Source organism: Streptomyces sp. NPDC008238, from assembly GCF_042956445.1.
Taxonomy (GTDB): domain Bacteria; phylum Actinomycetota; class Actinomycetes; order Streptomycetales; family Streptomycetaceae; genus Actinacidiphila.
The window spans coordinates 175,547-200,579 of the sequence record NZ_JBIBGK010000001.1 but is presented as its reverse complement, the minus strand read 5'-3'; the positions used below and the strand labels follow the sequence as shown (position 1 = coordinate 200,579).

General features: G+C 73.2%; 25 protein-coding genes. 9 read left to right on the top strand and 16 right to left on the bottom strand.

Features of this window, described 5'->3' with window-relative positions; all coding sequences use genetic code 11:
* The first annotated feature begins 137 nt into the window (after positions 1-137).
* From ACFZAU_RS00930 to ACFZAU_RS00915, 4 genes are all read left to right on the top strand, one after another.
* Positions 138-1,394, top strand: coding sequence for a carboxylate-amine ligase (locus ACFZAU_RS00930; RefSeq protein WP_500550465.1), 1,257 nt, complete (start codon positions 138-140; stop codon positions 1,392-1,394).
* Entirely contained in the window at positions 1,351-2,466 is a 1,116-nt protein-coding gene (locus ACFZAU_RS00925) for an iron-containing redox enzyme family protein (protein WP_500550464.1), read from the top strand. The genes ACFZAU_RS00930 and ACFZAU_RS00925 overlap by 44 nt, the downstream gene beginning before the upstream one ends.
* Before the next feature lie 167 nt (positions 2,467-2,633).
* The gene (locus tag ACFZAU_RS00920) at positions 2,634-3,515 is read left to right on the top strand and encodes a YhjD/YihY/BrkB family envelope integrity protein (RefSeq protein ID WP_500550463.1); all 882 of its coding nucleotides are present in this window, start codon (positions 2,634-2,636) and stop codon (positions 3,513-3,515) included.
* Positions 3,469-3,603: a CsbD family protein gene (locus tag ACFZAU_RS00915; protein ID WP_499603291.1), complete on the top strand. Its 135-nt coding sequence runs from the start codon at positions 3,469-3,471 to the stop codon at positions 3,601-3,603. The genes ACFZAU_RS00920 and ACFZAU_RS00915 overlap by 47 nt, the downstream gene beginning before the upstream one ends.
* A gap of 134 nt (positions 3,604-3,737) precedes the next feature.
* Here the strand turns inward: ACFZAU_RS00915 and paaE are convergent, their stop codons facing one another.
* The 6 genes from paaE to ACFZAU_RS00885 form a co-directional block, all read right to left on the bottom strand.
* Complete coding sequence (gene paaE, locus ACFZAU_RS00910) at positions 3,738-4,847, bottom strand: 1,2-phenylacetyl-CoA epoxidase subunit PaaE (protein ID WP_500550462.1); 1,110 nt, start codon at positions 4,845-4,847, stop codon at positions 3,738-3,740.
* On the bottom strand, positions 4,847-5,368 hold the full coding sequence (gene paaD, locus ACFZAU_RS00905; RefSeq protein ID WP_500550461.1) for a 1,2-phenylacetyl-CoA epoxidase subunit PaaD: 522 nt from the start codon (positions 5,366-5,368) through the stop codon (positions 4,847-4,849). Before paaD ends, paaE begins: the two co-directional genes overlap by 1 nt.
* The gene (gene paaC, locus ACFZAU_RS00900) at positions 5,365-6,222 is read right to left on the bottom strand and encodes a 1,2-phenylacetyl-CoA epoxidase subunit PaaC (RefSeq protein WP_500550460.1); all 858 of its coding nucleotides are present in this window, start codon (positions 6,220-6,222) and stop codon (positions 5,365-5,367) included. The genes paaD and paaC overlap by 4 nt, the downstream gene beginning before the upstream one ends.
* A 9-nt stretch (positions 6,223-6,231) precedes the next feature.
* The gene (gene paaB, locus ACFZAU_RS00895) at positions 6,232-6,540 is read right to left on the bottom strand and encodes a 1,2-phenylacetyl-CoA epoxidase subunit PaaB (protein WP_396571443.1); all 309 of its coding nucleotides are present in this window, start codon (positions 6,538-6,540) and stop codon (positions 6,232-6,234) included.
* Positions 6,537-7,520 (bottom strand): 1,2-phenylacetyl-CoA epoxidase subunit PaaA, encoded by a 984-nt coding sequence (paaA, locus tag ACFZAU_RS00890; RefSeq protein WP_500463363.1) that lies wholly within the window; start codon positions 7,518-7,520, stop codon positions 6,537-6,539. The genes paaB and paaA overlap by 4 nt, the downstream gene beginning before the upstream one ends.
* Positions 7,521-7,630: 110 nt before the next feature.
* Positions 7,631-8,836: a thiolase family protein gene (locus tag ACFZAU_RS00885; RefSeq protein ID WP_500550459.1), complete on the bottom strand. Its 1,206-nt coding sequence runs from the start codon at positions 8,834-8,836 to the stop codon at positions 7,631-7,633.
* Positions 8,837-8,946: 110 nt separating this feature from the next.
* On the opposite strand from ACFZAU_RS00885, the gene paaI reads away from it, so the two are divergent.
* On the top strand, positions 8,947-9,360 hold the full coding sequence (paaI, locus tag ACFZAU_RS00880) for a hydroxyphenylacetyl-CoA thioesterase PaaI (RefSeq protein ID WP_499603035.1): 414 nt from the start codon (positions 8,947-8,949) through the stop codon (positions 9,358-9,360).
* The gene (gene paaK, locus ACFZAU_RS00875; RefSeq protein WP_500550458.1) at positions 9,357-10,703 is read left to right on the top strand and encodes a phenylacetate--CoA ligase PaaK; all 1,347 of its coding nucleotides are present in this window, start codon (positions 9,357-9,359) and stop codon (positions 10,701-10,703) included. Before paaI ends, paaK begins: the two co-directional genes overlap by 4 nt.
* Before the next feature lie 93 nt (positions 10,704-10,796).
* Here the strand turns inward: paaK and ACFZAU_RS00870 are convergent, their stop codons facing one another.
* From ACFZAU_RS00870 to ACFZAU_RS00840, 7 genes are read right to left on the bottom strand one after another with little or no spacing between them, the layout of a single operon-like run.
* Positions 10,797-12,053: an MFS transporter gene (locus ACFZAU_RS00870; RefSeq protein ID WP_500550457.1), complete on the bottom strand. Its 1,257-nt coding sequence runs from the start codon at positions 12,051-12,053 to the stop codon at positions 10,797-10,799.
* Between the two features lie 57 nt (positions 12,054-12,110).
* Positions 12,111-13,079, bottom strand: coding sequence for an acetylxylan esterase (locus ACFZAU_RS00865; protein ID WP_500550456.1), 969 nt, complete (start codon positions 13,077-13,079; stop codon positions 12,111-12,113).
* Between the two features lie 10 nt (positions 13,080-13,089).
* Positions 13,090-14,694 (bottom strand): glycoside hydrolase family 43 protein, encoded by a 1,605-nt coding sequence (locus tag ACFZAU_RS00860; protein WP_500550455.1) that lies wholly within the window; start codon positions 14,692-14,694, stop codon positions 13,090-13,092.
* Entirely contained in the window at positions 14,691-16,988 is a 2,298-nt protein-coding gene (locus ACFZAU_RS00855) for a beta-xylosidase/alpha-l-arabinosidase (protein ID WP_500551097.1), read from the bottom strand. The genes ACFZAU_RS00860 and ACFZAU_RS00855 overlap by 4 nt, the downstream gene beginning before the upstream one ends.
* Positions 16,989-17,035: 47 nt before the next feature.
* On the bottom strand, positions 17,036-17,854 hold the full coding sequence (locus tag ACFZAU_RS00850; RefSeq protein WP_500550454.1) for a carbohydrate ABC transporter permease: 819 nt from the start codon (positions 17,852-17,854) through the stop codon (positions 17,036-17,038).
* Positions 17,854-18,783, bottom strand: coding sequence for a carbohydrate ABC transporter permease (locus ACFZAU_RS00845; RefSeq protein WP_500550453.1), 930 nt, complete (start codon positions 18,781-18,783; stop codon positions 17,854-17,856). The genes ACFZAU_RS00850 and ACFZAU_RS00845 overlap by 1 nt, the downstream gene beginning before the upstream one ends.
* Positions 18,784-18,797: 14 nt before the next feature.
* Positions 18,798-20,102 (bottom strand): ABC transporter substrate-binding protein, encoded by a 1,305-nt coding sequence (locus ACFZAU_RS00840; RefSeq protein ID WP_500550452.1) that lies wholly within the window; start codon positions 20,100-20,102, stop codon positions 18,798-18,800.
* A 140-nt stretch (positions 20,103-20,242) separates the two neighbouring features.
* Here ACFZAU_RS00840 and ACFZAU_RS00835 point away from each other — a divergent pair, with 140 nt between their 5' ends.
* Together ACFZAU_RS00835 and ACFZAU_RS00830 are read left to right on the top strand one after the other, a co-directional pair.
* On the top strand, positions 20,243-21,292 hold the full coding sequence (locus ACFZAU_RS00835; protein WP_500550451.1) for a LacI family DNA-binding transcriptional regulator: 1,050 nt from the start codon (positions 20,243-20,245) through the stop codon (positions 21,290-21,292).
* Positions 21,293-21,506: 214 nt separating this feature from the next.
* Positions 21,507-21,944, top strand: coding sequence for a hypothetical protein (locus tag ACFZAU_RS00830; RefSeq protein WP_500550450.1), 438 nt, complete (start codon positions 21,507-21,509; stop codon positions 21,942-21,944).
* Between the two features lie 64 nt (positions 21,945-22,008).
* On the opposite strand, the gene ACFZAU_RS00825 is transcribed toward ACFZAU_RS00830, so the two are convergent.
* Entirely contained in the window at positions 22,009-23,187 is a 1,179-nt protein-coding gene (locus tag ACFZAU_RS00825; RefSeq protein WP_500550449.1) for an acyl-CoA dehydrogenase family protein, read from the bottom strand.
* A 341-nt stretch (positions 23,188-23,528) separates the two neighbouring features.
* Between ACFZAU_RS00825 and ACFZAU_RS00820 the strand changes: the two genes are divergently transcribed.
* Positions 23,529-23,987, top strand: coding sequence for a hypothetical protein (locus tag ACFZAU_RS00820; RefSeq protein ID WP_500550448.1), 459 nt, complete (start codon positions 23,529-23,531; stop codon positions 23,985-23,987).
* Between the two features lie 87 nt (positions 23,988-24,074).
* Here the strand turns inward: ACFZAU_RS00820 and ACFZAU_RS00815 are convergent, their stop codons facing one another.
* Complete coding sequence (locus tag ACFZAU_RS00815; protein ID WP_089223338.1) at positions 24,075-24,449, bottom strand: hypothetical protein; 375 nt, start codon at positions 24,447-24,449, stop codon at positions 24,075-24,077.
* Positions 24,450-24,565: 116 nt separating this feature from the next.
* Positions 24,566-24,958 carry a roadblock/LC7 domain-containing protein gene (locus ACFZAU_RS00810; protein ID WP_499603048.1) on the bottom strand — a complete coding sequence of 131 codons (393 nt, stop codon included), beginning with the start codon at positions 24,956-24,958 and terminating at the stop codon, positions 24,566-24,568.
* Positions 24,959-25,033: the final 75 nt, after the last annotated feature.

Sequence of the window (25,033 nt, the reverse complement as noted above, 5' to 3'; positions counted from 1 at the left end):
GTGCCGGGCCCGTCGTTCCGCCGTTCCGGCCTGTACCTCCGCCGGCGCCCGGTGTGCCGCGCGCCGTGGGCTGCCGGTGGCGGCCTCGACCACGGCCGGGCGGGTCCGGTACGGCGCGGGCGGGGTAGGTGGGGTGCATGGGCAACGTGGACGACCGAGCGCCGGCGGGGGGCCTGACCTTCGGGGTCGAGGAGGAGTTCCTGCTGGTCGACCCGGGGACGGGGCGGCTGGTCGACGGCGCCGCCGCCGTCATCGCCCGCGCGTCGAGGCTCCCGCCGGCCGCACCGGACGTGGCGCTGCAGCACGAGCTGTCGGCCGCCCAGATCGAGTCGGCCACCGGTGTCGCCACGCGCCTGCCCGAGCTGACCGGCCAGCTGGCGGCCACGCGGCGGCTGCTGGCCGACGCGGCCGCGGCCGAGGGCGCCCGGCTGGTCTCGTCGGGCACGCCCGTCCTCGACGGCCGTTCGGGGATCAGCGCGGGCGCCCGCTTCGCAGCGATCGCCGGCCTCTACGAGAGCCAGGCGACCGGCTACCGGGCGTGCGGCTGCCATGTGCACGTGGGCGTACCGGACCGGGACACCGCGGTCGCGGTCGTCAACCACCTGCGGCCGTGGCTGCCCACGCTGCTGGCGCTGTCGGCCAATTCGCCGTACGACCGGGGGCGCGACTCCGGTTACTCCAGTTGGCGCGTACTGGACCAGGCGCGCTTCCCGGGTTCCGGGATCCCGCCGTGGTTCGCCTCGGCGGCCGAGCACGGCGCCGAGGTCGACCGGCTGGTGGAGTGCGGGGTGCTGGTGGACCACGCCATGACGTTCTGGCTGGCCAGGCCCTCGCCCCGGGTGCCCACGGTGGAGGTGCGGGCCGCCGACGCGCTGGGCGCGACCTGGGAGACGGCGTTGCAGGCGGCCCTCACGCGGGCGCTCGTGCGCACCGCGCTCGGCGACCTCTCCCGGGGCGTTCCGGCCCCGCCCAAGACACCGCAGCTCGCCGCGGCCGCGCTCTGGTCGGCGGCCCGCTACGGGCTGTCGGGGCCCGGGATCCATCCCGTCCTGGAGATCCGCGTGCCCGCGACCGCGCTCCGCGACGAGCTGCTGGAACGCGTCACGCCCGCGCTGGAGGAGACCGGTGACCTGGCCTTCGTCCGCGACGCCGTGGCCGCGCTGGCCCGTGCGGGCAGCGGCGCGGACCGGCAGCGACGGGCCGGGGAGGCGGGCGGGCCGCGCGCCGCGGTGGACATGCTGGTCGAGCAGACGGCGGCGGAGGGCCGCATGCCCCCGGCGTCACCGGGCAGGGGCACCAGCGGACGCCCGTACCCCGAGGACGTCACCGCACCGACCGACGGAGGACCCGATGGACGTGGTCTCCGACCTCCCGACCGATTCCCGGACCACTGAGCCCCCACCGCCCGCGCCGAGGGGCCCCCTCTCCCGGGCGGTGCTGGACGCGCTCACCGGGGGCCCGCCGGGCACCGCACCGGCACCGGCCGCGGGGGCGGTCGAGGACGCCGACCCGTTCGGCGAGGACCTGCAGCTGGCCCTGCACGTCTGCTACGAGCTGCACTACCGGGGTCTTGCGGGAGTGCACCCCGGCTGGGAGTGGGATCCGGGACTGCTGGGGCTGCGCGGCGCCATGGAGGCCTCTTTCGGGGCGGCGATCCGCGCCGGGCTGCCGGAGGCACCGGCGGGCGCCGCGGCCCGGACAGCCCTCGACCGTGAACTGGAGGCGCTGCTCACCGAGCCCCGTGACGCCCGCGGCGTGTCGCACTTCCTGCGCGACGAGGCCACCTGGGAGCAGTTGCGGGAGTACTTCGTGCACCGGTCGGTCTACCAGCTGAAGGAGGCCGATCCGCACGCGTGGGTGATCCCGAGGCTCACCGGCCGGGCGAAGGCCGCGCTCGTCGCCGTCGAGTACGACGAGTTCGGCAGCGGGCGCGGGGAGCGCGTCCACGCCCGGCTCTTCGCCGACCTGCTGCAGGACGCCGGGCTGGACCCCTCCTACGGGCACTACGTGGACGTCGTGCCGGCCGTCACCCTCGCCACCGTCAACCTGATGTCCTGGCTGGGCCTGCACCGGGAACTGCGGGGGGCGCTCGTGGGGCACTTCGCGGCCGGCGAGATCACCACGGCGCCGGCCGCCCGCCGGACGGTGGAGGCCATCGACCGGCTCGGCGGCGGCCCGGCCTGCCGGCACTTCTACGACGAGCACATCGAGGCCGACGCGGTCCACGAGCAGGTGATGCGTCATGACGTCATCGGCGACCTGCTGGCCCGCGAACCCGGCCTCACCGCCGACGTCGTCCTGGGGATCCGCGCGACGGCGCTGCTGGACGGGCGCGTGGAGGAGCACCTGCTGGGGGCGTGGCGCGCCGGGCGCACCTCGCTACGCGCGGCGCCGGGGCCGGCCGGGCTGCCGGGGGCGTCCGGTTCGTCCGGACCGTACGGGGAAAGTGCACCTCAGGAGGCCTGAGCAAGGAGGTCGCGCGATGCGCTCAGCACCCCTGGGGACCCGGGTGGGGACGGCACGCCGCGGGGCGGCCGGCGCCACCGCGCGCTGAGGCCGCCGCGATGGCAGGTGGGGCGGCCCGATGGCTCCGCCATCCGTACCGGTCGTGGCGGGAGTCGCGGGCGGGCCGCATGTGGCACCAGGGCGGCGAACTGGAGCTGCTGCAGCGCTCCATGGGCTTCGCCGCGCTCGGTCTGGTGACGCTGGTCCCGCTGCTGATCGTGGTCGCCGCGGCCGTGCCCTTCCACGGCTACGGCTTCGCGCAGTGGGTCGTCGACGGCATGGGGCTGTCGGCCGAACCCGCGCGGGCCGTGAAGGAGCTGTTCGCGGCCCCGCGCAAGGTGATCAGCAGTACGAGCGGCCTGAGCCTGCTGGCGCTGGCGCTGTTCGGGCTCTCCTTCGCGGCGTGCGTCGAGGTGGGGTACACCCGGATCTGGCAGGTGCCGCCCACCCCGTGGCACCACGTGTGGCGGCGCGCGGTGTGGCTGGCGGCGCTCACCGCGTACCTGTTCGCGGAGGCGCAGAGCGGGGCGGTGCTGGGCGGGGAATGGCCGGACACGGTGCTCCGCGGCGGCACGGCCGTCATCCTGGGCTTCGTCTTCTTCTGGTGGGGGCAGTACTTCCTGCTGGCCGGGCAGGTGCCGTGGGCGGCGCTGGCGCCCGGGGCGGTCGCGACGATGGTCGGCCTCATCGGTCTGCGGGTCTTCTCGTCGTTCGTGTTCTCCCCGCTGATCGTGACCAACGCCGTCTCGTACGGGGCCGTGGGCACGGTGCTGATCGTGCAGTGCTGGCTGATCGGGGTGGGCTTCGTGGTGTTCGGGGGCGCCCTGCTCGGCCGCCATCTCCAGAATCCGAGCAAATGGTTTCATCAGGGACTTTCCGGGCAGGCGCAGGGAAGCGCCGATCGACCCCCGGAAGGAGAACCCCATGAGTGCCGAGAAGAAGGTCAAGAACACCGGCCAGAAGATGAAGGGCAAAGCCGAGGAGGCCACGGGCAAGCTGACCGGCGATGACAGCTTGCGGATGAAGGGCAAGGCGGACCAGGTCAAGGGCGACGCCAAGCAAGTAGTGGAGAAGGGCAAGGACACCCTCGACCACTGACGCCGGCCCCGCCGCACACCGTTCGTGGGAGTCCCGTGGGGCCGGGGGCGCACAGCGCGCCCCCGGCCCCACGGTCATGCTCGCGTCCCCGACCGTCCCTGCCGACGGCTTCCCGGGGCGGGGCGGAGGGGGTGTCAGCTGTCGTAGTCGACCGTCAGCTCGTCGGAGACCGGGTAGCTCTGGCAGGTCAGCACGTAGCCCGCGTCGACCTCGGACTCCTCGAGGGCGAAGTTGCGGCGCATCTCCACCTTGCCGTCGGTGACGAGCGCCCGGCAGGTGCCGCAGACGCCGCCCTTGCAGGCGAAGGGCAGGTCGGGGCGGGTGCGCTGGGCGCCGTCGAGGACGCTCCGGTCACGCGGTAGGGCGGCCGTGGTCGTCCGGCCGTCGAGGACGACGGTGACCTGGCTGACCGGGCCCTCGGCGACGGCGTCCTCGTGGCGGACGGGGGTGACCGGCTCGTCGTCCGCGTAGAACAGCTCCTGGTGCACCCGGTCGCCGGGCACGCCGAGGCCGGCGAGGACCTGCTGGGCGTCGACGACCATGCCGTGCGGGCCGCACAGCCACCAGTGGTCGGCGTTGGGCACGTCGACGAGGCCCTCGACGAGCGTGGCGAGCCGTCCGGCGTCGAGGCGGCCGGAGAGCACGTCGGCCTCGCGCGGCTCCCTGGAGAGCACGTGGGCGAGCTGGAACCGGGCGGGGTGCAGGTCCTTCAGCTCGGCGAGTTCGTCGGCGAACATGACGGTGTCGGTGCGCCGGTTGCCGTAGAAGAGCGTGACCCGGGAGCCGAGGTCCGCGGCGAGGACGGACTCGGCGATGGAGAGCATCGGGGTGATGCCGGAGCCCGCCGCGATCAGCACGTGGTGCCCGGGCGCGGTGAGGTCGGGGGTGAAGGCGCCGGTGGGACCCATCACCTCGACGGTGTCGCCCGCGCGCACCTCGTGCACGAGCCAGGCCGAGAAGAGCCCGCCCGGCACCACGCGGACCCCGATGCGGGGGGTGGCGCCGGCGGGGGAGCAGATGGAGTACGAGCGCCGCTCGTCCCGGCCGTCGACCTCGCGGCGCAGGGTGAGGGACTGCCCGGGCGCGAAGGCGAACTCCTCGGCCAGCTCCCGCGGTATGTCGAAGCTGACGGCGGCCGCGTCCTCGCAGAGCGACTCCACCGCGGCGACCCGCAGGGCGTGGAAGGCCGGACGGCGGCGGACCCGCGGGGCCGGCGCCTGCGGGGCGGGGGTGGTCGGGGCCATCAGATCTCCTTGACGTACTCGAACGGCTCCAGGCAGGCACGGCAGCGCCACAGGGCCTTGCAGGAGGTGGCGGCGAAGCGCGAGGTCTCCTCGGTGTCCGCCGAGCCGCAGCGGGGGCAGGAGACGGAGCGCCGGGTGGGGGTGAGCACCAGCGGCACCGGCCCCGCGGTACGCCGGGGCGCCGGCCCGGGGGGTGCGATGCCGTGCTCGGCGAGCTTGCGGCGGCCCTCGGGGGTGATCCAGTCGGTCGTCCACGGCGGGTCCAGGACGGTGCGGATCTCGACCCGGTCAAAGCCGGCGGCGCGCAGCCGGGCGGCCACGTCGGCGCGCATCTCCGCCATGGCGGGGCAGCCCGAGTAGGTGGGGGTGAGGGCGGCGACCACCGTGCCGTCCTGGGCGACCTCGACGTCGCGCAGGACGCCCAGGTCGGCCAGGGTCAGCATGGGCAGCTCGGGATCGGGCACCTCGGCGGCCACACGGGCCGCCCGGTGTGCGTCGGTGAGGGCGGTCACGGTGCTCACCAGACCGCTCCGGGGTGCGCGCGGGCGACGCCCTGCAACTCGGCGAGCAGCGGGGCGAGGTGCTCCGTGCGGTCGCCCTCGCGGCCGTGGCCGGGCAGGGGTTCGGCCCCGACGGGGGGCAGCCCCGCCGTCGCGGTGACCTGGCGCAGCGCGGCGGTCACCTCCTCGCGCACCTCGGCGGGGTCGGCGCCGCACGTCGCGGCGGCGGTGAACAGCTCCTCCAGGTAGGGGGCGACCTCCTCCAGGCCGGCCCGCATGCGGCGGTGCGACTCCTCGGTGCCGTCGCCGAGCCGTACCGTCCACTCGGCGGCGTACTGCCGGTGGTAGGTCAGCTCGTTGACGCCCTTGGCGGCGATGGCGGCGAGCACCGGGTCCTGCGCGGTGCGGGCGAGCCGCTCGAAGACGGCGAGCCGCCAGCTGGAAGTGACGAGCAGCCGGGCCATGGAGAACGCGAAGTCCCCGCAGGGCAGTTCGGCGAGGCGGACGTTGCGGAAGTCGGCGGCGTCCCGGAAGTAGGCGTAGGCGTCCTCGTCGCGGCCGCTGCCGTCCACCTGGCCGGCCCGGGAGTAGAGCAGGCGGGCCTGGCCGAGCAGGTCGAGCCCGATGTTGGCGAGGGCGACCTCCTCCTCCAGCTCCGGCGCGCGGGTGCACCACTCGGCCAGGCGCTGGGCGCCGACCAGGGCGTCGTCGCCGAGCGCCAGGCAGCGGGCGGCCAGTTCCGCGGCGTCCACGCCCTCCGGCACGGTGGTGTCGACGCCGTGCAGCGGGTCCTCGAAGCCGGTGCCGAAGGCCCAGCGGGCGTCGCTGTCGTCGTGCCCCTCGGCCAGGGACAGGTAGACGTGCTCGTCGCTCATGCCCTGCTCCTAGATGTGGGGGACGTCTTCGGGGATGTCGTAGAAGGTGGGGTGCCGGTAGACCTTGTCGGCGCTGGGGGCGAAGAAGGGGTCCTTCTCGTCCCGCGTCGACGCGGTGATGTGCTCCGAGCGCACCACCCAGATGCTCACGCCCTCGTTGCGCCGCGTGTACAGGTCACGGGCGTGGGTCAGCGCCATGCGGTCGTCGGCGGCGTGCAGGGAGCCGACGTGGACGTGGTTCAGGCCGCGCTTGCCGCGGACGAACACCTCGTACAGGGGCCACTCGGCCCGGGTCGTGCTGTCGCCGGTGGTGCTCATGCCACGGCTCCTTCCTCTGCCCGGGCCGCCTGCTTGGCGGCGTGGGCGGTCGCGGCCTCGCGCACCCAGGCGCCTTCCTCGTGTGCGGTGCGGCGGCGTTCCATCCGCGCGTCGTTGCACGGTCCGTCGCCGCTGATGACCCGCTGCAGCTCCGACCAGTCGGGGGTGCCGAAGTCGTGCCGGCCGCGCTCCTCGTTCCAGCGCAGCTCGGGGTCGGGCAGGGTCACGCCGAGCCTGTCGGCCTGCGGGACGGTCATGTCGACGAACCGCTGCCGCAGCTCGTCGTTGCTGTGGCGCTTGATCTTCCAGGCCATCGACGCGGCCGAGTTGGGCGAGTCGCCGTCGGGCGGGCCGAACATCATCAGCGACGGCCACCACCAGCGGTCCACCGCGTCCTGCACCATCGCCCGCTGGGCCTCGGTGCCGCGCATCATCGTCATCAGCAGCTCGTAGCCCTGCCGCTGGTGGAAGGACTCCTCCTTGCAGATGCGCACCATGGCGCGGGCGTAGGGCCCGTAGGAGGAGCGGCACAGCGGCACCTGGTTGCAGATGGCGGCGCCGTCGACGAACCAGCCGATGACGCCGACGTCGGCGAAGCTCAGGGTCGGGTAGTTGAAGATCGAGGAGTACTTCTGGCGGCCCTCGATCAGGCGCTGCGTGAGGTCCGCGCGGTCGACGCCCAGGGTCTCGGCGGCCGAGTACAGGTAGAGCCCGTGGCCCGCCTCGTCCTGGACCTTCGCGAACAGGATGGCCTTGCGGCGCAGCGACGGGGCGCGGGTGATCCACTCGCCCTCGGGCTGCATGCCGATGATCTCCGAGTGCGCGTGCTGCGCGATCTGCCGGACCAGCGTCTTCCGGTAGCCCTCGGGCATCCAGTCCCGCGGCTCGATGCGCTGGTCCCGCGCGATCGTGGCTTCGAAGTGCTCCTGGAGCGGCGCCTGCGCGCCCTCCGCCGGCACGGTGGCGTTCGGTGTGGTCATCGATACCAGCTTCCCCTACCGACCATTCGTTCGGTTACAGTCTGACGAACTTTGCCGTACCCGGCAAGCCCTGTGGACGACGGCCGCGCCCGGCCCGCGGGAGGCCCCGCTCACACCCGCTCCACCAGCATCGCCACGCCCTGGCCGACCCCCACGCAGAGGGTCGCGAGGCCGCGGCGGCCGCCCTCGCGCTCCAGGCGGCCGAGGAGGGTGAGCAGGATGCGCGCGCCGGAGCAGCCCAGCGGGTGGCCGAGCGCGATCGCGCCGCCGTCGGCGTTGACCCGCTCCTCGTCCAGTTTGAGCCGGCGGACGACCGCCAGGGCCTGGGCGGCGAAGGCCTCGTTGAGCTCGACGGCGTCCAGCTCGCCGGCCTGCCATCCGGCACGCTCGAGGGCCTTCTCCGTCGCCGGGACGGGTCCGAGGCCCATCAGGTGGGGCTCGACGCCGGCGGTGGCGGCGGTGACGATCCTGGCGCGCGGCGTGAGCCCGTACCGCTCGACCGCCGCGCGGCCCGCGACCACGAGGGCGGCGGCGCCGTCGGAGAGCGGCGAGGAGGAGCCCGCGGTCACGATGCCGTCCTTGCGGAAGATCGTGCGCAGGGTGCCGAGCTTCTCCAGGGTGGTGGAGGGACGCGGGCCCTCGTCGCGGGTGACCTCGCCGTCCTTGACGGAGACCGGCACGATCTCGCGGTCGAAGCGGCCGGCCTCCTGGGCCGCGACGGCCCGCCGGTGGCTGCGCAGCGCGAAGGCGTCGGAGTCGGCGCGGGTGATCCCGTCCAGGGCGGCGACCTCCTCCGCGGTCTCCCCCATGGACAGCGTCTCCATGGCGCCGAAGCGCGGGTTGGTGAAGCGCCAGCCCAGGGAGGTGTCGTGCACCTCGCCGGGCTTGGCCCACGGGGTGCCGGGCTTGGCCATGACCCACGGGGCACGGGTCATCGACTCCACACCGCCGGCGACGACCAGATCCGCCTCGCCGGAGCGGATCGCCTGCGCCGCCGAGGCGACGGCGGTGAGCCCGGAGGCGCAGAGCCGGTTGACGGTGTAGCCGGGCACCGTGTGCGGCAGGCCGGCCAGCAGCACGGCCAGCCGGGCGACGTCGCGGTTGTCCTCGCCCGCCTGGTTGGCGGCGCCGAGGATCACCTCGTCCACGGCCGCGGCCGGCATCCCGGCCCGCCTCACCGCCTCGCCGACCACCAGGGCGGCGAGGTCGTCGGGGCGGACGGAGGCCAGGGCGCCGCCGTAACGCCCTTGCGGGGTGCGGGCGCCGTCGATCAGGAAGACCTCGTCTGCGGGCCGCGCGGGGAGGTGCTGGGACATGCGTTCCACCTCTTGACAGGCAGTTCGGATGCTGGATTACCTTGGGCGTGCCGCACGCTAACCGAATGTTCGGTCGGTCCACAAGGGCGGTGACGATCGTGAGGGGTGCCATGGACACGACGCAGGGCCCGGCGGAGATCATGTTCGCCGCAGACAAGGCGTCGCAGAGCCTCGGCATCGAGCTGCTGGAGACGGGCGAGGGGACGGCCGTGCTGCGCATGACCGTCACCGCGGCCATGGTCAACGGCCACGGCATCGCCCACGGGGGCTACCTCTTCCTGTTCGCCGACACCGCCTTCGCCTGCGCCTGCAACAGCCACGGCCCGGTGACGGTCGCCGCCGGGGCCGACATCACCTTCGTCGCCCCCGTCCACGAGGGGGACGAGCTGGTCGCGACCGCGCAGGAGCGCACCCGCTTCGGCCGCAGCGGCATCTACGACGTGAGCATCCTGCGGGGCGACCAGGTGGTCGCCGAGTTCCGCGGGCGCAGCCGCAGCATCGGACGCACGGAGGAGAACGGATGAGCAGCGAGCCGACGGACCGGTCGACGGCGGGGGCGCGCCTGGGAGAGCCGCTCCCTCACGGCCTGCTGGACGCCGCCGAGAAGCTGGACCCGGCGGAACTGCGGGAGCTCCAGTTCACCCGGCTCCGGGCGACGCTGCGCCACGCGTACGACAACGTCGAGGCGTACCGGAAGAAGTTCGACGAGGCCGGACTGCGCCCCGAGGACTGCGGGAGCCTGGACGACCTGGCGCGCTTCCCCTTCACCACCAAGGCCGACCTGCGCGACAACTACCCCTTCGGCATGTTCGCCGTCCCCATGGACCAGGTGCGCCGCGTCCACGCCTCCAGCGGCACGACCGGACTGCCCACTGTCGTGGGGTACACCGAGAACGACCTGTCCATGTGGTCCGACGTGGTGGCCCGCTCCATACGTGCCGCCGGCGGCCGGCCCGGCCACAAGGTGCACATCTCCTACGGCTACGGCCTGTTCACCGGTGGCCTGGGCGCGCACTACGGCGCCGAGCGCGCCGGGTGCACGGTGATCCCCGCCTCGGGCGGCATGACGGCCCGCCAGGTCCAGATCATCCAGGACTTCAAGCCCGAGATCATCATGGTCACCCCGTCGTACATGCTCACCCTGCTGGACGAGTTCGAGCGCCAGGGCGTCGACCCGCGCGGCACCTCGCTGCGGGTCGGCATCTTCGGCGCGGAGCCGTGGACGGAGGAGATGCGCCGGGAGATCGAGGAGCGCATGGACATCCACGCCGTCGACATCTACGGGCTGTCCGAGGTGATCGGCCCGGGCGTCGCCCAGGAGTGCGTGGAGACCAAGGACGGCCTGCACGTGTGGGAGGACCACTTCTACCCCGAGGTCGTCGACCCGGTCACGGGCGAGCCGCTGCCCGAGGGCGAGGAGGGCGAACTGGTCTTCACCTCCCTCACCAAGGAGGCGCTGCCGATCGTCCGTTACCGCACCCGCGACCTGACGCGGCTGCTCCCCGGAACCGCCCGCCCGGCCTTCCGCCGCATCCAGAAGATCACCGGCCGCTCCGACGACATGATCATCCTGCGCGGGGTGAACGTCTTCCCGAGCCAGATCGAGGAGATCGTGCTGCGTACGCCCGGCGTGGCCCCGCACTTCCAGATCCGGCTGACCAAGCGCGGGCGCATGGACCACATGGAGGTCGTCGTCGAGGCGCGCCCCGACGCCCCCGCCGGTCTCCGCGAGGAGGCGGCGCGTTCCGTGGCGGCCGGCGTCAAGGACGGCGTGGGCGTCAGCGTCGAGGTGACGGTCGTCGACCCGGACACCGTCGAGCGCTCGGTCGGCAAGATCCGCCGCGTACGGGACCTGCGCGCCGATTAGCGGCGCCGGCCCGCCAGGGGGCCGCCGCTCGCAGGTGACGTTCGGGATCGGACCGCTCCGGGAGGCCCGGGCGCACGGTCCACGACCCGGCGCCTACGGGCCGGGCCGGGCGTCGCTCCGATCGCTCACCGGCGTGCCTTCCGCCGCGGTGCCGGGGCCCGGGCCGGCCCCCGCGCCACGCCCGCGCGTCGCCCGCTCCCCGGCCGCCGCGACAACGGTGAGCAGGAGGGTCAGGCCCACACCGGCCAGGATCGCGACGTCCGGACCGGTCGCCTTCAGCAGCGCACCCGAGAGACTGCCCGCCGCGGCGTAGCCCGCGCCCACGGCGGCGTACATCACGGAGTAGCCGGCGGCCAGCGCGCTGGCGGGCAGCACCTGCCGCAACTGCAGGTTCCGGGTCAGCATCGCCCCGGCCTGCAGTACACCGGCGACCAGCAGGATCGCGCCCATCCAGGGCGCCGACGGGAGTACGGCGACGAGGGCCACGCACGCCGACACCGCGAGCAGCAGGACGAGCGACTGCACGGGCAACCGACCCGGCCAGCGGGCGCGCAGGCCGTAGAGGAAGGACCCGACCCCCGAACCCGCCGCGAACCCGGCGAGCAGCGGCCCGGCGAGGCCGATCGCGATCCCCCGGTGCTCCAGGAGCGCCGGCAGGATCAGTTCGGCCAGGGCGAGCAGCGACAGGGACGCGGCGCCGGTGACGTAGACCGGCCAGGCACGGGCCGTGATCCGCAGCATCGACTCACCGCCGCGGTCCCGTCGGTCGGCCTGCCATCCCGCGGGAAGCGCCCACAAGCCGGCCGCCGAGGCCGCCATGAGGACCGCGGCGAGCACCAGCGGGGTGTACGGGGCCACACCGAGCGCGAGCCCCGCCACCGCGGCCGGGCTCACCGCCCAGATCGCGAAGGTCAGCACCGACTCGGCGCTCAGGGCCTGCGTCACGGCCCGCTCCGGCACGATCGAGGTGAGCAGTTGCCGCATGCCGCCCGGGGCCGCCGCGGGAGCCGCCCCGGCCAGGATCGCGAACCCGGCCAGCACGGCGGGGTGGGCATCGGGCAGGACGCCCAGCCCGGCGAAGCCCACGGCCCCCACCGCGAGCCCCGCCGCCAACTGCGGCCGTGCCCGCCCGGCATCGAGCCGCATGCCGAGCAGTGGCGCCCCGACGATCTCCCCGATCACATAGGCGGCGGCGAGCAGCGCGCCGAACGTGTAGCCGCCGGGCCGCTCCCGCACCAGGAACACCAGCGCGAGCGGTGCCATGGCCACCGGCATCCGCGCCCCCACGGCCACGGCCCCCCAGGTCAGGACGGGCCGGACGAGGACGTGGCGGTACATGCCCAGGGACATGGGGGCGAACGTAGCCGGGTGTCCGCTCCCCGGCAACGGGTTTGCCGGGGAGGGGCGTCAGAGCTGCGCGCGCAGGAAGGCCAGTGCCTCCGCGTCGTCGTCGATGGCGCCGCCCTCGTGCCCGTTCCACGGCCAGACCGCCATCTCCTTGGGCCCCGCGTAGGCGTTGTACGCCGCGAAGACCGTCGAGGGCGGCGTGATCTCGTCCATCAGGGCCGCGGAGAAGCGCGCCGGCACCCGGGCGCGGGCGGCGAAGTTGACGCCGTCGAAGTAGGACAGGGTGCGCATGGCCCGCTCGGCGCCGCCGCGGTGGACGGCGAGGTAGCGGCCGATCTCGCGGTACGGGTCGGCGTCCGTGACGACCGTGGCGCGGGGGAAGTCGCACAGGAACGGGACGTGGGCGACCAGGGCGTGGACCCCGGGGTCCAGCGCGGCCACCGCGAGCGCGGTGCCGCCGCCCTGGCTCGCGCCGAGGACGGCGATCCGTCCGGGGTCCACCGAGGGCAGCGTGCGGACCGCGTCCACGGCACGGACGGCGTCCGTGAACAGACGGCGGTAGTAGTACGTGCGGGGGTCGTCGATGCCCCGGGTCATCATCCCCGGGGCCTGCGGGCCCGTGGTGCCGGAGTCGGGGGTGTCGCCGCGGCTCCAGCCCGAGCCCTGGCCCCGGGTGTCCATGTGGAGGTGGGCGAAGCCCGCGGACGCCCACAGCAGCCCCTCCAGGGCGTGGCCCCGGCCGCCGCCGTAGCCGACGTACTGGACGACCGCGGGCAGCGGTCCCTCGGCGCCGTGCGGCAGCCGCAGCCAGGCCCGTACGGGCTCGCCGCCGAAGCCGGGGAAGGTGACGTCGAAGACGGCCACGGTGCGCAGCCGCGGACCGGGTGCGGTGGTGACGGTGACGGCGGCGGTGCCGGCGGCGCGCGACTCGGCGAGCGTCGTCCGCCAGAAGTCGTCGAAGTCGGCGGGCGCGGTCTGGGCGCTGCGGTAGTCCCGCAGTTCGGCCTCGGGGAGATCGGTGAACAACACGGCTCCGTGGTCAGGGGGCGAGCGGCCGGTAGTCGACCCAGTCGACGTCGGCGACGGTGGTGGAGGGGGCGCCGTGGGCGGTGGCGTACGGGCCGAGCCATACGCCGAGGAAGCCGCCGGCGCGGGGCGAGCTGAGGAATCCGCCGTCCACGGCGGTCAGTTCGGTCTCCGCCTCCGGGTCCGCGCCCGCGGGGGCGTGGCGCAGCCCGTAGCGCTGGCCCTCCACGTGGATGCGCAGCACCACCGGGCCGGGGGGCAACGGCGCCTGCGCGACGACGCGTTCCTCGCCGCCGGTGCGGACCGCGGCGAGCACCCGGCGGCCACCGCGGCCGTCACCGGCCACCGCGAACACCAGGTGGTCCGCCTCCGACTGGCGGACGGCGATTCCGGCCCACTCCAGCGGCGTCCGGGGCGAGACGTCGAGGAGCGCGGACACGCTGACGTCCTGGTGCTGCTGACGCCGCCCGAGGAAGCCGGGGGTGCCGCCCTCGGCGAGCGTCGTGGCGCCCAGCGGCAACCGGAGCCGGCCGGGACGTGCCGTGAGCGACCAGAAGGGTTCCGCGGTGCGCACCTGGTTCCACTTCGGGTCCAGCCGGGGTCCGTCGAAGTCGTCGCGCACCGGCTCCGGCTGGGGCGCCTCCGGGGGGCCGGTGACGACAGGCGGGCGGAAGGGGCCGAGCGTGGTGCCGCTGCCGGGCGCGAAGAGCGGCCAGCCGTCCTCCCAGGACACCGGGACGAGGAAGGTCTCCCGTCCGAGGTTGGGGTGGTAACCGCCGTAGGGGCGGCTGCCGAGCAGCACCGCCCACCACTCCCCCGCCGCCGTCCGCACCATGTCGGCGTGGCCGACGCCGACGACGGGGAAGTCGCGGCCGAGGTGGCGGTGGGTGAACACCGGGTTGGCCGGGTTGCCGGTGTACGGGCCGGTGACGTGCTCGGCGCGGGCCACGCTGACGGCGTGCCCGTGCTCGGTGCCGCCCTCCGCCGCCAGCAGGTAGTAGCGGCCGTCCACCTTGTACAGGTGGGGTCCCTCGGCCCACACCGCGCCGTGCAGCGCCCCGCGCCACAGCAGGTGCTCGGGGCCGGTGAGGGTCATCCGCCCGGTGTCGAACTCCCGCAGCCAGACGTCGGTCTGCCCCTCCCACTCGCCCGGTTCCGCGAGCCGGGTGCCGGTGCACCAGGCGCGGCCGTCGTCGTCGAAGAAGAGGGAGGGGTCGATGCCGGGCGCGTCGTCCAGCCACACCGGGTCGCTCCACGGCCCGGCGGGATCGGTGGCGGTGACGACGAACGTGCCGTTCCGGCCGCTGCCGCCGACGAGGGTGGTCACGACGTGGAAGCGGCCCCGGTGGTGCCGGATCGTCGCGGCGAAGATCCCCTCGGAGGACGCGACGGTGCTCAGGTCCACCTGCGAGGGCCGGTCCAGGACGTGCCCGATCGGCCGCCAGTCGACCAGGTCGCGGCTGTGGAACACGGGGATGCCGGGGAAGTACTCGAAGGTCGAGGTGATCAGGTAGTGGTCGTCCCCGACCCGGCAGACGCTGGGGTCGGGGTGGCAGCCCGGCAGGACGGGGTTGGCGACGGTCGCCGCCGCCTCCCCCGTCCCTTCGGGCACGCTCACCTGGACTCCTCCGGCGCGCCGGCGACCAGCGCGTGCAGCCGCCGGGTGTGGTCCACCTGCCGTGCCGGGCCGGTCAGTTCGGCCCGTACGGCGAACCGGACGTCGGTGCTGGAGGCGGCCAGCCGCACCTCCAGCTCCCCCGGTTCGACGACGCGGCGGCCGTCCCGGCCGGTGAAGGCGGCGACGTCGGCGGGGACGGTGACGTCGACGCGCCGTGCCTCGCCCGGCTCCAGCGGCACCCTCAGGTAGCCGACGAGCCGCTGCACGGGCTGGACGACGGAGGCGATCGGGTCGTGCAGGTAGACCTGGACGACCTCGCTGCCGGCGCGGTCGCCGGTGTTGCGGACGGTGAAGGACAGCTCCACCTCGCCGTCGGTGCCGGTCACGGGCCGGCCGTCGGCGGCACCGTGCACCTGGGGCGCGGACCATTCGAAGCTCGTGTACGTCAGCCCGTGGCCGAAGCCGAAGGCCGCGGCCGGGTCGATGTTGGAGACCTCGCTGGCCCGCGCGAGCGGCGCCGCGAGGTAGGTGGAGGGCTGGACGCCCGGGTGCCGGGGGACGCTCACCGGCAGCCGCCCGGACGGGGCGATCCGTCCGCTCAGCACTCCGGCGAGCGCCGTGGTGCCCTCCTGCCCGGGGAAGAAGGTCTGGACGACGGCCGCGGCCTCGTCCACGGCCCGCCCGAGGGCGTAGGGGCGGCCGGACAGCAGGGTGAGCACGACGGGCGTCCCCGTGTCGAGGAGCGCGTCGAGCAGCCGCTGCTGCACTCCGGGCAGGGTGAGCGACTCCGCGTCGCAGCCCTCGCCGCTGGTGCCGCGGCCGAAGAGCCCGGCGCGGTCGCCGAGCGCGGCGACGACCACGTCGGCGTCGAGCGCCACCCGTACGGCCGCGGCGATGCCGGAGACGTCGTCGTCGTCGATGCCGCAGCCGGCGACGGTGACGATCTCGGCGCCGGGGAACTCCGCGACCAGGGCCTGGCGGAGCGTGGGCAGGTCGATGCCGAGCGGGACCTCCGGGTGCTGCGCGCCGACGTGGACGGGGAAGGAGTAGCAGCCCAGCACGGCGGTCGGGGTCTCCGCCTGGGGGCCGACGAGCGCGATGCGCGCGGGCCGCCCCAGGGGCAGGGTGCCGTCGTTGGAGAGCAGGACGGCGGACCGCTCGGCGAGGCGCCGCGAGAGGTCCCGGTGGGCGGCGGAGTTCAGGTCGACCGTGCCGCGCAGGGCCTGCGGGTCGGTGAGGTCGGCCCCGGCGAGCACGGACGGCACCGGGCTCCATCCGGGGTCCAGCAGGCCGAGCTGCGCCTTCTGGGTCAGGACGCGGCGCAGCGCGCGGTCCACCAGCTTCTCGTCGACCAGGCCCGCGGCGACGGCGTCCCGCAGCGGCTGCCCGAAGGTCTTGACGGTGGGCAGTTCCACGTCGACGCCGGCGTGCAGGGCGGTGCCGGCGGCGTCCGCCCAGTCGGCGGCGACGCCGTGCAGGGTCTTGAGGAATGCGATCCCGAAGTAGTCGGCGACGACGGTCCCGTCGAAGCCCCAGGTGTCGCGGAGCAGCCCGGTCAGCAGTTCCTCGTCGGCGGCCGAGGGCACGCCGTCGGTGTCGGTGTACGCGTGCATCACGGACCGGACGCCGCTTTCCCGGACCGCCATCTCGAAGGGCGGCAGGACGACGTCGGCGCGTTCGCGCGGGCCCATGCTGACCGGCGCCAGGTTGCGCCCGGCGCGGGAGGCGGAGTAGCCGGCGAAGTGCTTGAGGGTGGCCACGATGCCCGCGGACTCCAGGCCCTGGATGTAGGCGGTGGCGATGGTCCCGACGAGGTAGGGGTCCTCGCCGATGGTCTCCTCGACCCGTCCCCAGCGCGCGTCGCGCACGACGTCGAGGACGGGGGCGAGGCCCTGGTGGACGCCGACCGAGCGCATGTCGCGGCCGATGGCCGCGGCCATCACCCGGACCAGCTCGGGGTCGAAGGAGGCGCCCCAGGACAGCGGGACGGGGTAGGTGGTGGCGCCCCAGGCCGCGAAGCCCGCGAGGCACTCCTCGTGGGCCATGGCGGGGATGCCGAACCGGTTGGCTGCGGCGATCCGTTCCTGGGTGCGCATGAGGGACAGCGCCCCCAGGGCGGGGTCGACGGGGACGGTGCCGAAGGGCCGGGTGAGCTGCCCGAGGCCGTCCGGCAGGAGGTCGTCCAGGCTGGGCGGCTCGTCCATGTCGTGCTGGTGGGGGGCGACTTCGGCGCCTTCGCCGGAGGCGCCGACCCAGACGCCGTAGAGCTGGGCGATCTTCTCGTCCAGGGTCATCTCGCGGATGAGCGCCTCGACGCGGGAGTCGGCGGTCACGTTGTCGTTCACTTTCCTCCGACGCCCATGAGCCCCTGGACCAGGGCACGGCGGGCGAACAGGTAGACGAGCAGGACGGGGATCGTGGACAGCACCACGGCGGCCAGCAGGCCGGGGATGTTGATGCCGTACTGGGTCCGGAAGTTGTAGAGGCCCAGCGTGATCACCTTGGTCCCCTCGGACTGGGTGAGCACCAGGGGGAACAGGAAGCCGTTCCACGCCTGCAGGGCGGAGAAGACGACGATCGTCGACAGTCCGCTGCCGGACAGCGGCAGGACGAGCTGGAAGAAGGTCCGCCGGACGGACGCGCCGTCCATGGCCATCGCCTCGAACAGGTCGGAGGTGATGTCGCGCATCGTGCCGGTGAGGATCAGCGTGCAGACCGGCAGGCAGAACGCCGCCGTCGGCAGGATGACGCCGATGAGGTTGTCGTAGAGCCCGGCCTTGCTGATGACGTAGAACATCGGGACGATCACGGCCTGCGCCGGGATGGCCAGGCCCAGCAGGAAGAGCCGGAACACCCCGGAGGTGCCGCGGCCCCGGTTGCGGACGATGGTGAACGCCAGCGGCGGTACGAGCAGCAGCACGATGGCCACCACGCTGACCGTGACGACGACCGTGTTGAGGAAGTACTGCCCGAAGCCGTTGCTGAAGTCCTGGACGTAGTTGTCCAGCGTGAAGGAGCGGGGGAAGGCCAGCGGGCCGCCCGCGCTGTACGCCTCGCGCGTCTGCACGGTGGCGCCGAGCATGACGTACAGCGGCAGGCCCACGAGCGCCAGCCACAGCAGGGCGCCTATTCCCGCCAGGTAGTTGGGGCGTCGCCTCATCAGAGCCCCTCCTTGGTGCCGGCCATCTTGTCGTAGCCGGAGACCTTGACCACGACCAGCGAGATCACGGTGGCGACGACGACGAGCATCAGGGCGACCGCGGCGCCCGCGCCGAAGTCGAAGCCCTTGAAGGCCTTGTCGTACATGTAGTAGGCGCTGATGGTGGTGTCCGTGCCGGGGCCGCCCTGGGTGAGGATCAGCACCGTGTCGAAGGTGGTGAGACCGCCGACGATCATCAGGATCATCGAGGTGATGATCGAGTTGCGCAGCTGCGGCAGGGTGACGTGGAAGAACTGCCGCACGGTGCCCGCGCCGTCGATCTGCGCGGCCTGGTAGAGCACCTGCGGGATCGCCCGGGTCGCGCCCTGGTAGATCAGGGCGTGGAACGGGGTGAACTGCCAGGTGCTGACGAACACCAGCACGCCGATCGCGGCGGTCTGCGTGCCGAAGAGGTTGCCGTCGCCGAACAGCCAGCGCGCCTGCGAGGGGACGCCGAAGTTGGGGTCGAGCAGCGCGCGCCACAGCACCGAGACGGCGGTCGCGGAGAGCAGCAGCGGCACGAAGAAGATCGCGGACAGCACGGCGCGGTTGCGCTGGGGGCCGGCCGCCCAGACGCCGAGCAGGATGCTCAGCGGGGTCTGGACGACGACGCCCAGCACGGTGAGCACCAGGCTCAGCCAGAGGCTCTTGATCATCACGGGGTCCTGGAAGACCCGGACCCAGTTGTCGAAGCCCGCGTACTCGGGCGAGCCCAGTCCGCTCCAGCTGGTGAAGGAGAGGACCGCCACCAGCACCAGCGGTACGACGGCGAAGAGGGCGAAGAAGATCGTGGCGGGGAGCGCCCAGGCGAGGCCCGGCCGGCCGACGGTGCGGCCGGCCGGGCGCTGCGTCTGTCGCTTGCCCGTCACGGTGGCGGTGAGGGAGACCATGCGGGACGTCGCTCTCAGGAGGTGGGCAGGGCCTGCATGGCCTTGATGAAGCCGTCCGCGTCGACCTGGCCGTTGAAGAACTGCTGCACGGCCTGGTGGATCGGCGTGATGCCCGACGGCGGGTAGGCCTGGTCCCACGACAGCTGGAACGAGGGCGCCTTCTGGACCAGGTCGAACTGGTACTTCAGGTAGTCCGGGTTGTCGGCCGAGTCGAGGAACTTGGTGGTGTTCGTGGTGGTCGGCAGGTTGCCGATGGCCAGCTGCTGCTTCACGAAGTCGTCGGAGTACATCAGCTTGAGGAAGTCCGCGACCGCTTCCGGGTGCTCGGTCTTCTTCAGCACCGAGTAGAAGTTGTTGGTGTTGCCGACGACGTTCGCGGCGTCACCCTTGCCGCCGGTGATGGTCGGGAAGTTGGTGTAGCCGAGGTCGTTCTTGGCGAAGTCCGGGCTGGCGTCCTGCTGCGTGGAGTACTCCCAGGAGCCCATGAGCTCGAAGCCGGCCTTGCCGCTGGCGAGGAGCTGCGGGGAGCCGCCGTCGGTGAACTTCACCGAGTCGAAGTTGGTGCCGAAGGCACCGGCGTCGATGAGCTCCTTGAGCATGCCCAGCGCCTTCTTGCTGTCCTCGCTCTCCCAGGCGCTCTTGTCGCCGCCGAGCGCCTTGGTGAACAGCTCCGGGCCGGCGACGCGGTCGTAGAGGTACTCGAACCACATCAGTGTCGGCCACTGGTCGCCGCCGCCGAGCGCGATCGGGGTGACGCCCTTGGCCTTGAGCTTCTTGACGGCGTCGATGAGCTCGTCCCAGGTCTGCGGGGGCTGCACGCCGGCGTCCGCGAGGACCTTCTTGTTGTTGAACATCAGGACCGGCTGGGTGCCGCGCATGGGCACGCCGTAGGACTTGCCGTCGACGACCGCCGTGTTGAAGACCGAGGACAGGAAGTTGTCCTTCAGGCCCGGGTCCTTCGCGATGAAGTCGTCGAGCGGGAGCAGCAGGCCGGCCTTCACGAACGGCTGGATGCTGCCGCCACCCCAGTTGAAGAAGACGTCGGGTGCCTGCTTGGTGTTGATGACGGTCTGCAGCTTCTGCTGGTAGTCCGCACCGGGGACCGTGTCGAGGACGGCCTTGACCTTCGAGGTCTTGTTGAACTCGGCGACGATCGCCTTCTCCACCTTGTTCGCGGAGTCGCCGTACACGAGGACGTGAATCGTCCCGGAATCGCCTCCCGCGGAGGCGCCATCGCCGCCGCAGGCGGTCAGGGTCAGGCCCAGTGCCAATGTCGCGCCGCCGGCGACGGCACGGGGGAACCACGCACGCTTCTTCATGATCGACCTCTCGAAAGTTTCGGCCGCTTTGCCGAAATTCGCCTGACGACGGACCGTAGGCTTCCCCTCCGCTGGGGTCAACAGCGTGGAATTGACGCGACCAAACCGTTACCGAACGGCGGTGCTCTATCCTGTGCCGCATGCGTGATGATGAGACCGAGGGCAGGATCACCCTGGCCGACGTGGCTTCGAAAGCGGGCGTGTCACTTTCGACAGTTTCGAAGGTGCTCAACGGACGTCCCGATGTGGCCGCGCCGACCCGGAGCAAGGTCGAACGCCTGCTGGAGGCGAACGGCTACCAGCGTCCCTCCCCCACCCAGCCCGAGTCGCGGCTGATCGAGATCGTCTTCCACGAGCTCGAAAGCGTCTGGGCGATGGAGCTCATCCGGGGCGTGGAGAACGTCGCCAAGAGCCGCAACATGAGCGTGGTGCTCACCGAGAGCGGCACCCGGCACGCCCCCGGCCCCGAGTGGATCGAGGGTGTGCTGCGCCGCCGCCCGCTCGGCGTCGTCCTGGTCTTCTCCTCGCTGCCCGACGACATCAAGCGAAAGTTGCGGTCACGGGCCATCAACTTCGTGATCATCGACCCGGCGGGCGACCCCGAACCCGACGTCCCCTCGGTGGGCTCGGCGAACTGGGCCGGCGGCGTCGCGGCCACCCGGCACCTCATCGACCTCGGTCACCGCCGGATCGGGATCATCACCGGCCCCGACGACATGCTGTGCTCCCTCGCCCGCCTCGACGGCTTCCGCTCGGCCATGGGCATGGCGGGGCTCACCGTCGACAACGACCTGATCCGCTACGGGGACTTCCACGTCCAGGGCGGGCACGACGGCGCCCTCGCCCTGCTGGAACGACCCGAACCGCCGACCGCCATCTTCGCGGGCAGCGACCTGCAGGCACTCGGTGTCCTGGAGGCGGCCCGGGTCAAGGGACTGCAGGTGCCCCGCGACCTGTCCGTGGTGGGCTACGACGACATCCCGCTCGCCCAGTGGGCGAGCCCGTCGCTGACCACCGTCAACCAGCCGCTGGTCGAGATGGCCGAGGAGGCCGCCCGGATGCTGCTCCGGCTCTCGCAGCCCGAGGAGACCGGCGACAAGAGCAACACCCGTATGGAGCTGGGCGTCAGACTGGTCGTCAGGAAAAGCACGGCGCCCCCGCACGAGTCCGGCGCGACCCCGGAGGACTGACGCCGGAAGGGCGCGGAGCGGGCGCACGGCGTCGTCCGCGGGGGCACGGAGAACCCCTGCGGACGGCTGTGTGACGAAGGCCACACCCAATGTCAACGCTCTTCGGAGTGGCGGTGATTACCGCGGGCGCACGGCGGGAAATGCTCGCTATGGCCGAGGCCAAGCGCCCGGCCGGCCCCGCTGGTGGGCGTTCTTCTGAGGGGGAGATGCACCCATGCGCACCCATGCACGACACAGCCGCGGCGAACGCTCGCTGGCGGTGCTCGAGGAGGAGCACGAACGTCGCGAGTCGTTCGAGCTGCTGACGGCGGACGACGCCGACGACGCCTTCGACGAAGAGGGTTATGAGATCTTCCGGGTGCACTGCCCCGACTGTGCCCGCCCGATCGCCCTCCTCGCCGACGAGGACGCCCTGCCGCAGCACGCGCTGTGCGCCTCGCCGTGGAACCCGTTCGGCCTGACGGTCTGCCCCGGCTCGGGGCGTCCCGCCGCCGAGGCCACGCCGTCCGACGACGACGCGCAGGGCGAGGAGGCCGAGTGGGGCGCCCTGCTGACGCTCCCCGCCGGGCTGGACTGGCGCACGCAGCCGTTCTCCCACGTGGGCGGCCCCGGTTCGCGGCCGATCCGCGTACCGTTCCAGCGCGCGGCCTGACCCGCGCCCATCGCGTACCCACGGTGCCGCGCCGCCCCCGCCGAGGCGGCGCGGCACCGTCGTGTCAGCGCTCCTTGCTCTCCGGGCCGGCGAGGCTGCGGGCGATCACCATGCGCTGGATCTGGTTGGTGCCCTCGACGATCTGCAGCACCTTGGCCTCGCGCATGTACCGCTCGACGGGGAAGTCGGCGGTGTAGCCGTAGCCGCCCAGCAACTGGACCGCGTCCGTGGTCACCTGCATCGCGGCGTCCGTGCAGAACAGCTTCGCCATGGCCGCCTGCCGGGAGAACGGCCGGCCGGCGTCCCGCAGCCGGGCCGCCGCGAGGTACAGCGCCCGGCCGGCCTCGATCTTGGTGGCCATGTCGGCGATCATGAAGCGCAGCCCCTGGAAGTCGATGACGGGACGGCCGAACTGCTGCCGTGTCATCCCGTACGCCAGCGCCTCGTCGAGCGCCGCCTGGGCGACGCCGACGGCGCAGGCCGCGATGCCGAGGCGGCCGGAGTCGAGGGCGCCCAGCGCGATGGTGAAGCCCTGGCCCTCGTCGCCGACGCGGCGGCTGTCGGGGACGGTCACGCCGTCGAAGTGGACCTGGGCCGTCGGCGAGCCCTTCATGCCCATCTTCTTCTCCGGGAGCGCAGCGGTCAGGCCCTCCGCGTCGCCGGGCACCAGGTAGGCGGTGATGCCGCGGGGGCCCTCGACGCCGCTGCGGGCGAGCACCGTGTAGTAGTCCGCGACACCGCCGTGGGTGATCCACGCCTTGGTGCCGTCGATGCGCCAGGCGTCGCCCTCGCGGGTCGCCCGGGTGCGCAGCGAGGCGGCGTCCGAGCCGGAGGCGGGCTCGGAGAGGCTGTAGGCGCCGAGCAGGGAGCCGCCGAGCATGGCGGGCAGGTGCTCGGTGCGCTGCTCCTTGCTGCCGAAGTGGGCGACCGCGTGACAGGCCAGGGTGTGGACGCTGACGCCGAGGCCGACGGTGAGCCGGGCCGCGGCCAGTTCCTCGAGCACCTGCAGGTACACCTCGTACGGCTGGCCACCGCCGCCGTACTCCTCCGGGTAGGGCAGTCCGAGCAGACCCGCCTCGCCGATGAGGCGGAACACCTCGCGCGGGAAGACGCCGGCGTCCTCCTCCTCGGCCGCCCGGGGCTTGATCTCCCGCTGGGCCAGCTCGCGTACGAGCGCGAGCAGGTCGCGGGCCTCCTCGGTGGGAAGCTGTCGGTCCACCGGCTGAAGGCCGTCGTGGGACATGGCGGCACTCTCCTCCCTGTCGGGCGCTGCGGCGGCGTCCGCTCAGGGTGTGGCGGCGCTGCCGGGTCGTCGACCGTCGACCGATGGTCTCCCGCCGGGTCACGGCATGGTCCGACCTGCGGCTTCGGCGCGTTGGAGTATGCCCGATCGGAGGCGTCGGAGTCACGGGGTGCCAGGCCCTCCGGAGCGTGCGACGGCGGATTTTTCCACACCGGACAGCTGCGGGGCGGCTTTTCGCAAGGCTGTACGGGTCATGGGGCCGTTCGGGTTAACGTCGACGCGCGCGGTGCGCGTGCGGGACGTGAGCGAACCGCGTCAGGAGTCGACGAAAGGTGATGCCGGTGTCCGTGTTCCCTGCGTGGGGCCCGAAGGTGGCCGCGGTGGCGGTCGTCGCGCTGGCGGTGACGGGCTGCGGCGGCCAGGACACGGATGCGACGGGCGGACCCGTCGCCCTGGAGCGGATCGGGGAGGCCGCCGGCTGCACCCCGCAGCTGCAGACCGACGTGGAGGAGCTGCGCCAGGGCGCGTGCACGACGGCACGCGGTGCCTATGTGATGCTCACGTTCGCCAGCGCCGCCGGCCAGAAGTCGTGGCTGGAGGAGGCGGAGCCGTACGGCGGTTCCTACCTGATCGGGGAGCGCTGGGTGGTGGAGGCCGACCCCGAGGCGCTGGAGCCGGTCCGCGAGAAGCTGGGCGGCAGGGTCGAGGAGGGCGCGCACCACGGCCACTCCGCCGCGTCGCCCTCGGTCCCCGACCCCTCGGCGTCCGCGTCCGCGTCGGCGTCCTCCGCGAGCCGGTAGCCGGTCCCGCGAGGGCGAGGCCCGGCACACGTCGGCCTGCGCCTGGTGTGCCGGGCCGCCGTCGGCCGCGGGCTCGCCGGGGGCGGGTCAGACCTCCAGGTCGGCTTCGATGCGCCTGAGCTGGTGGCGGGCCATCGCCAGGTTCGCGCGGTCCTTGTCCAGCGCGACGTAGAGGAACAGGCCCTTGCCCGAACGCCCGGTCAGCAGCCGGATCATGTGGATCTGGGTATTGAGCGTGATCAGGATGTCCTCGATGTGCTCCTTGAGGTTGAGCATCTCCATCGTGCGCATCTTGGCGCGGACGACGTCGGTGTTGCCCGCGGCCGCGACGGTCAGGTCGAGGTCCTTGGAGCCCCCGAGGGTGCCCAGGGCCATGCCGCTGCCGTAGTCCACGAGAGCGACGCCCAGGACGCCCTCGATCGACGTCATTACATCCTTCAGCGCGGTCTCGGTGTTGGCCATTGCGGTCTCGCTTCCTTGTCGTTGGGTTCTCTGACGTGACGAATGCCTGGGCCCGGTGGCGGCGCGGCCGCGTACGGTGCCCGGCGGCTTGTCGGCTGGTGAGCTGGGTCGTACGGTCATTTCCGCTCCTGACGTTGGAGCGCGAGGTCGACGAGATCCTCGATCCGTCGACTGGATCGACGGGCCTCCAGGTGGAGGCGGCCCACGTTGGAGGCGGGTCCCGCCACCAGGGCGAGGGCCATGGCGCCGCCGGCGGCGTAGGCGGCGATGTAGCCGCCGTCCCCCCTGACCAGCAGTTCCCGGAAGCCGCCGCGTTCGGTGGCCTCCGTGATCCGGGCCGCCACGCCCAGCGCCGCCGCGGTCAGCGCGGCGACCCCCTCCGGCTCCGGCCCGCTCAGGTCGTGCGCGACGACCAGGCCGTCGACGCTGGCGACGAGCCCGCCCGTCAGGTGCGGCACCCTCGCCCGCAGGCTCCGGAGTTCGGCCAGTACGTCGGCTTCGAGTGCCACCAGCTGTCTCCTTCCGGCGAGCTGCCGCAGAGCCTTCCTCCACGGTCGTTCGGCGGGCGCCGGGCGGGTCGGCAG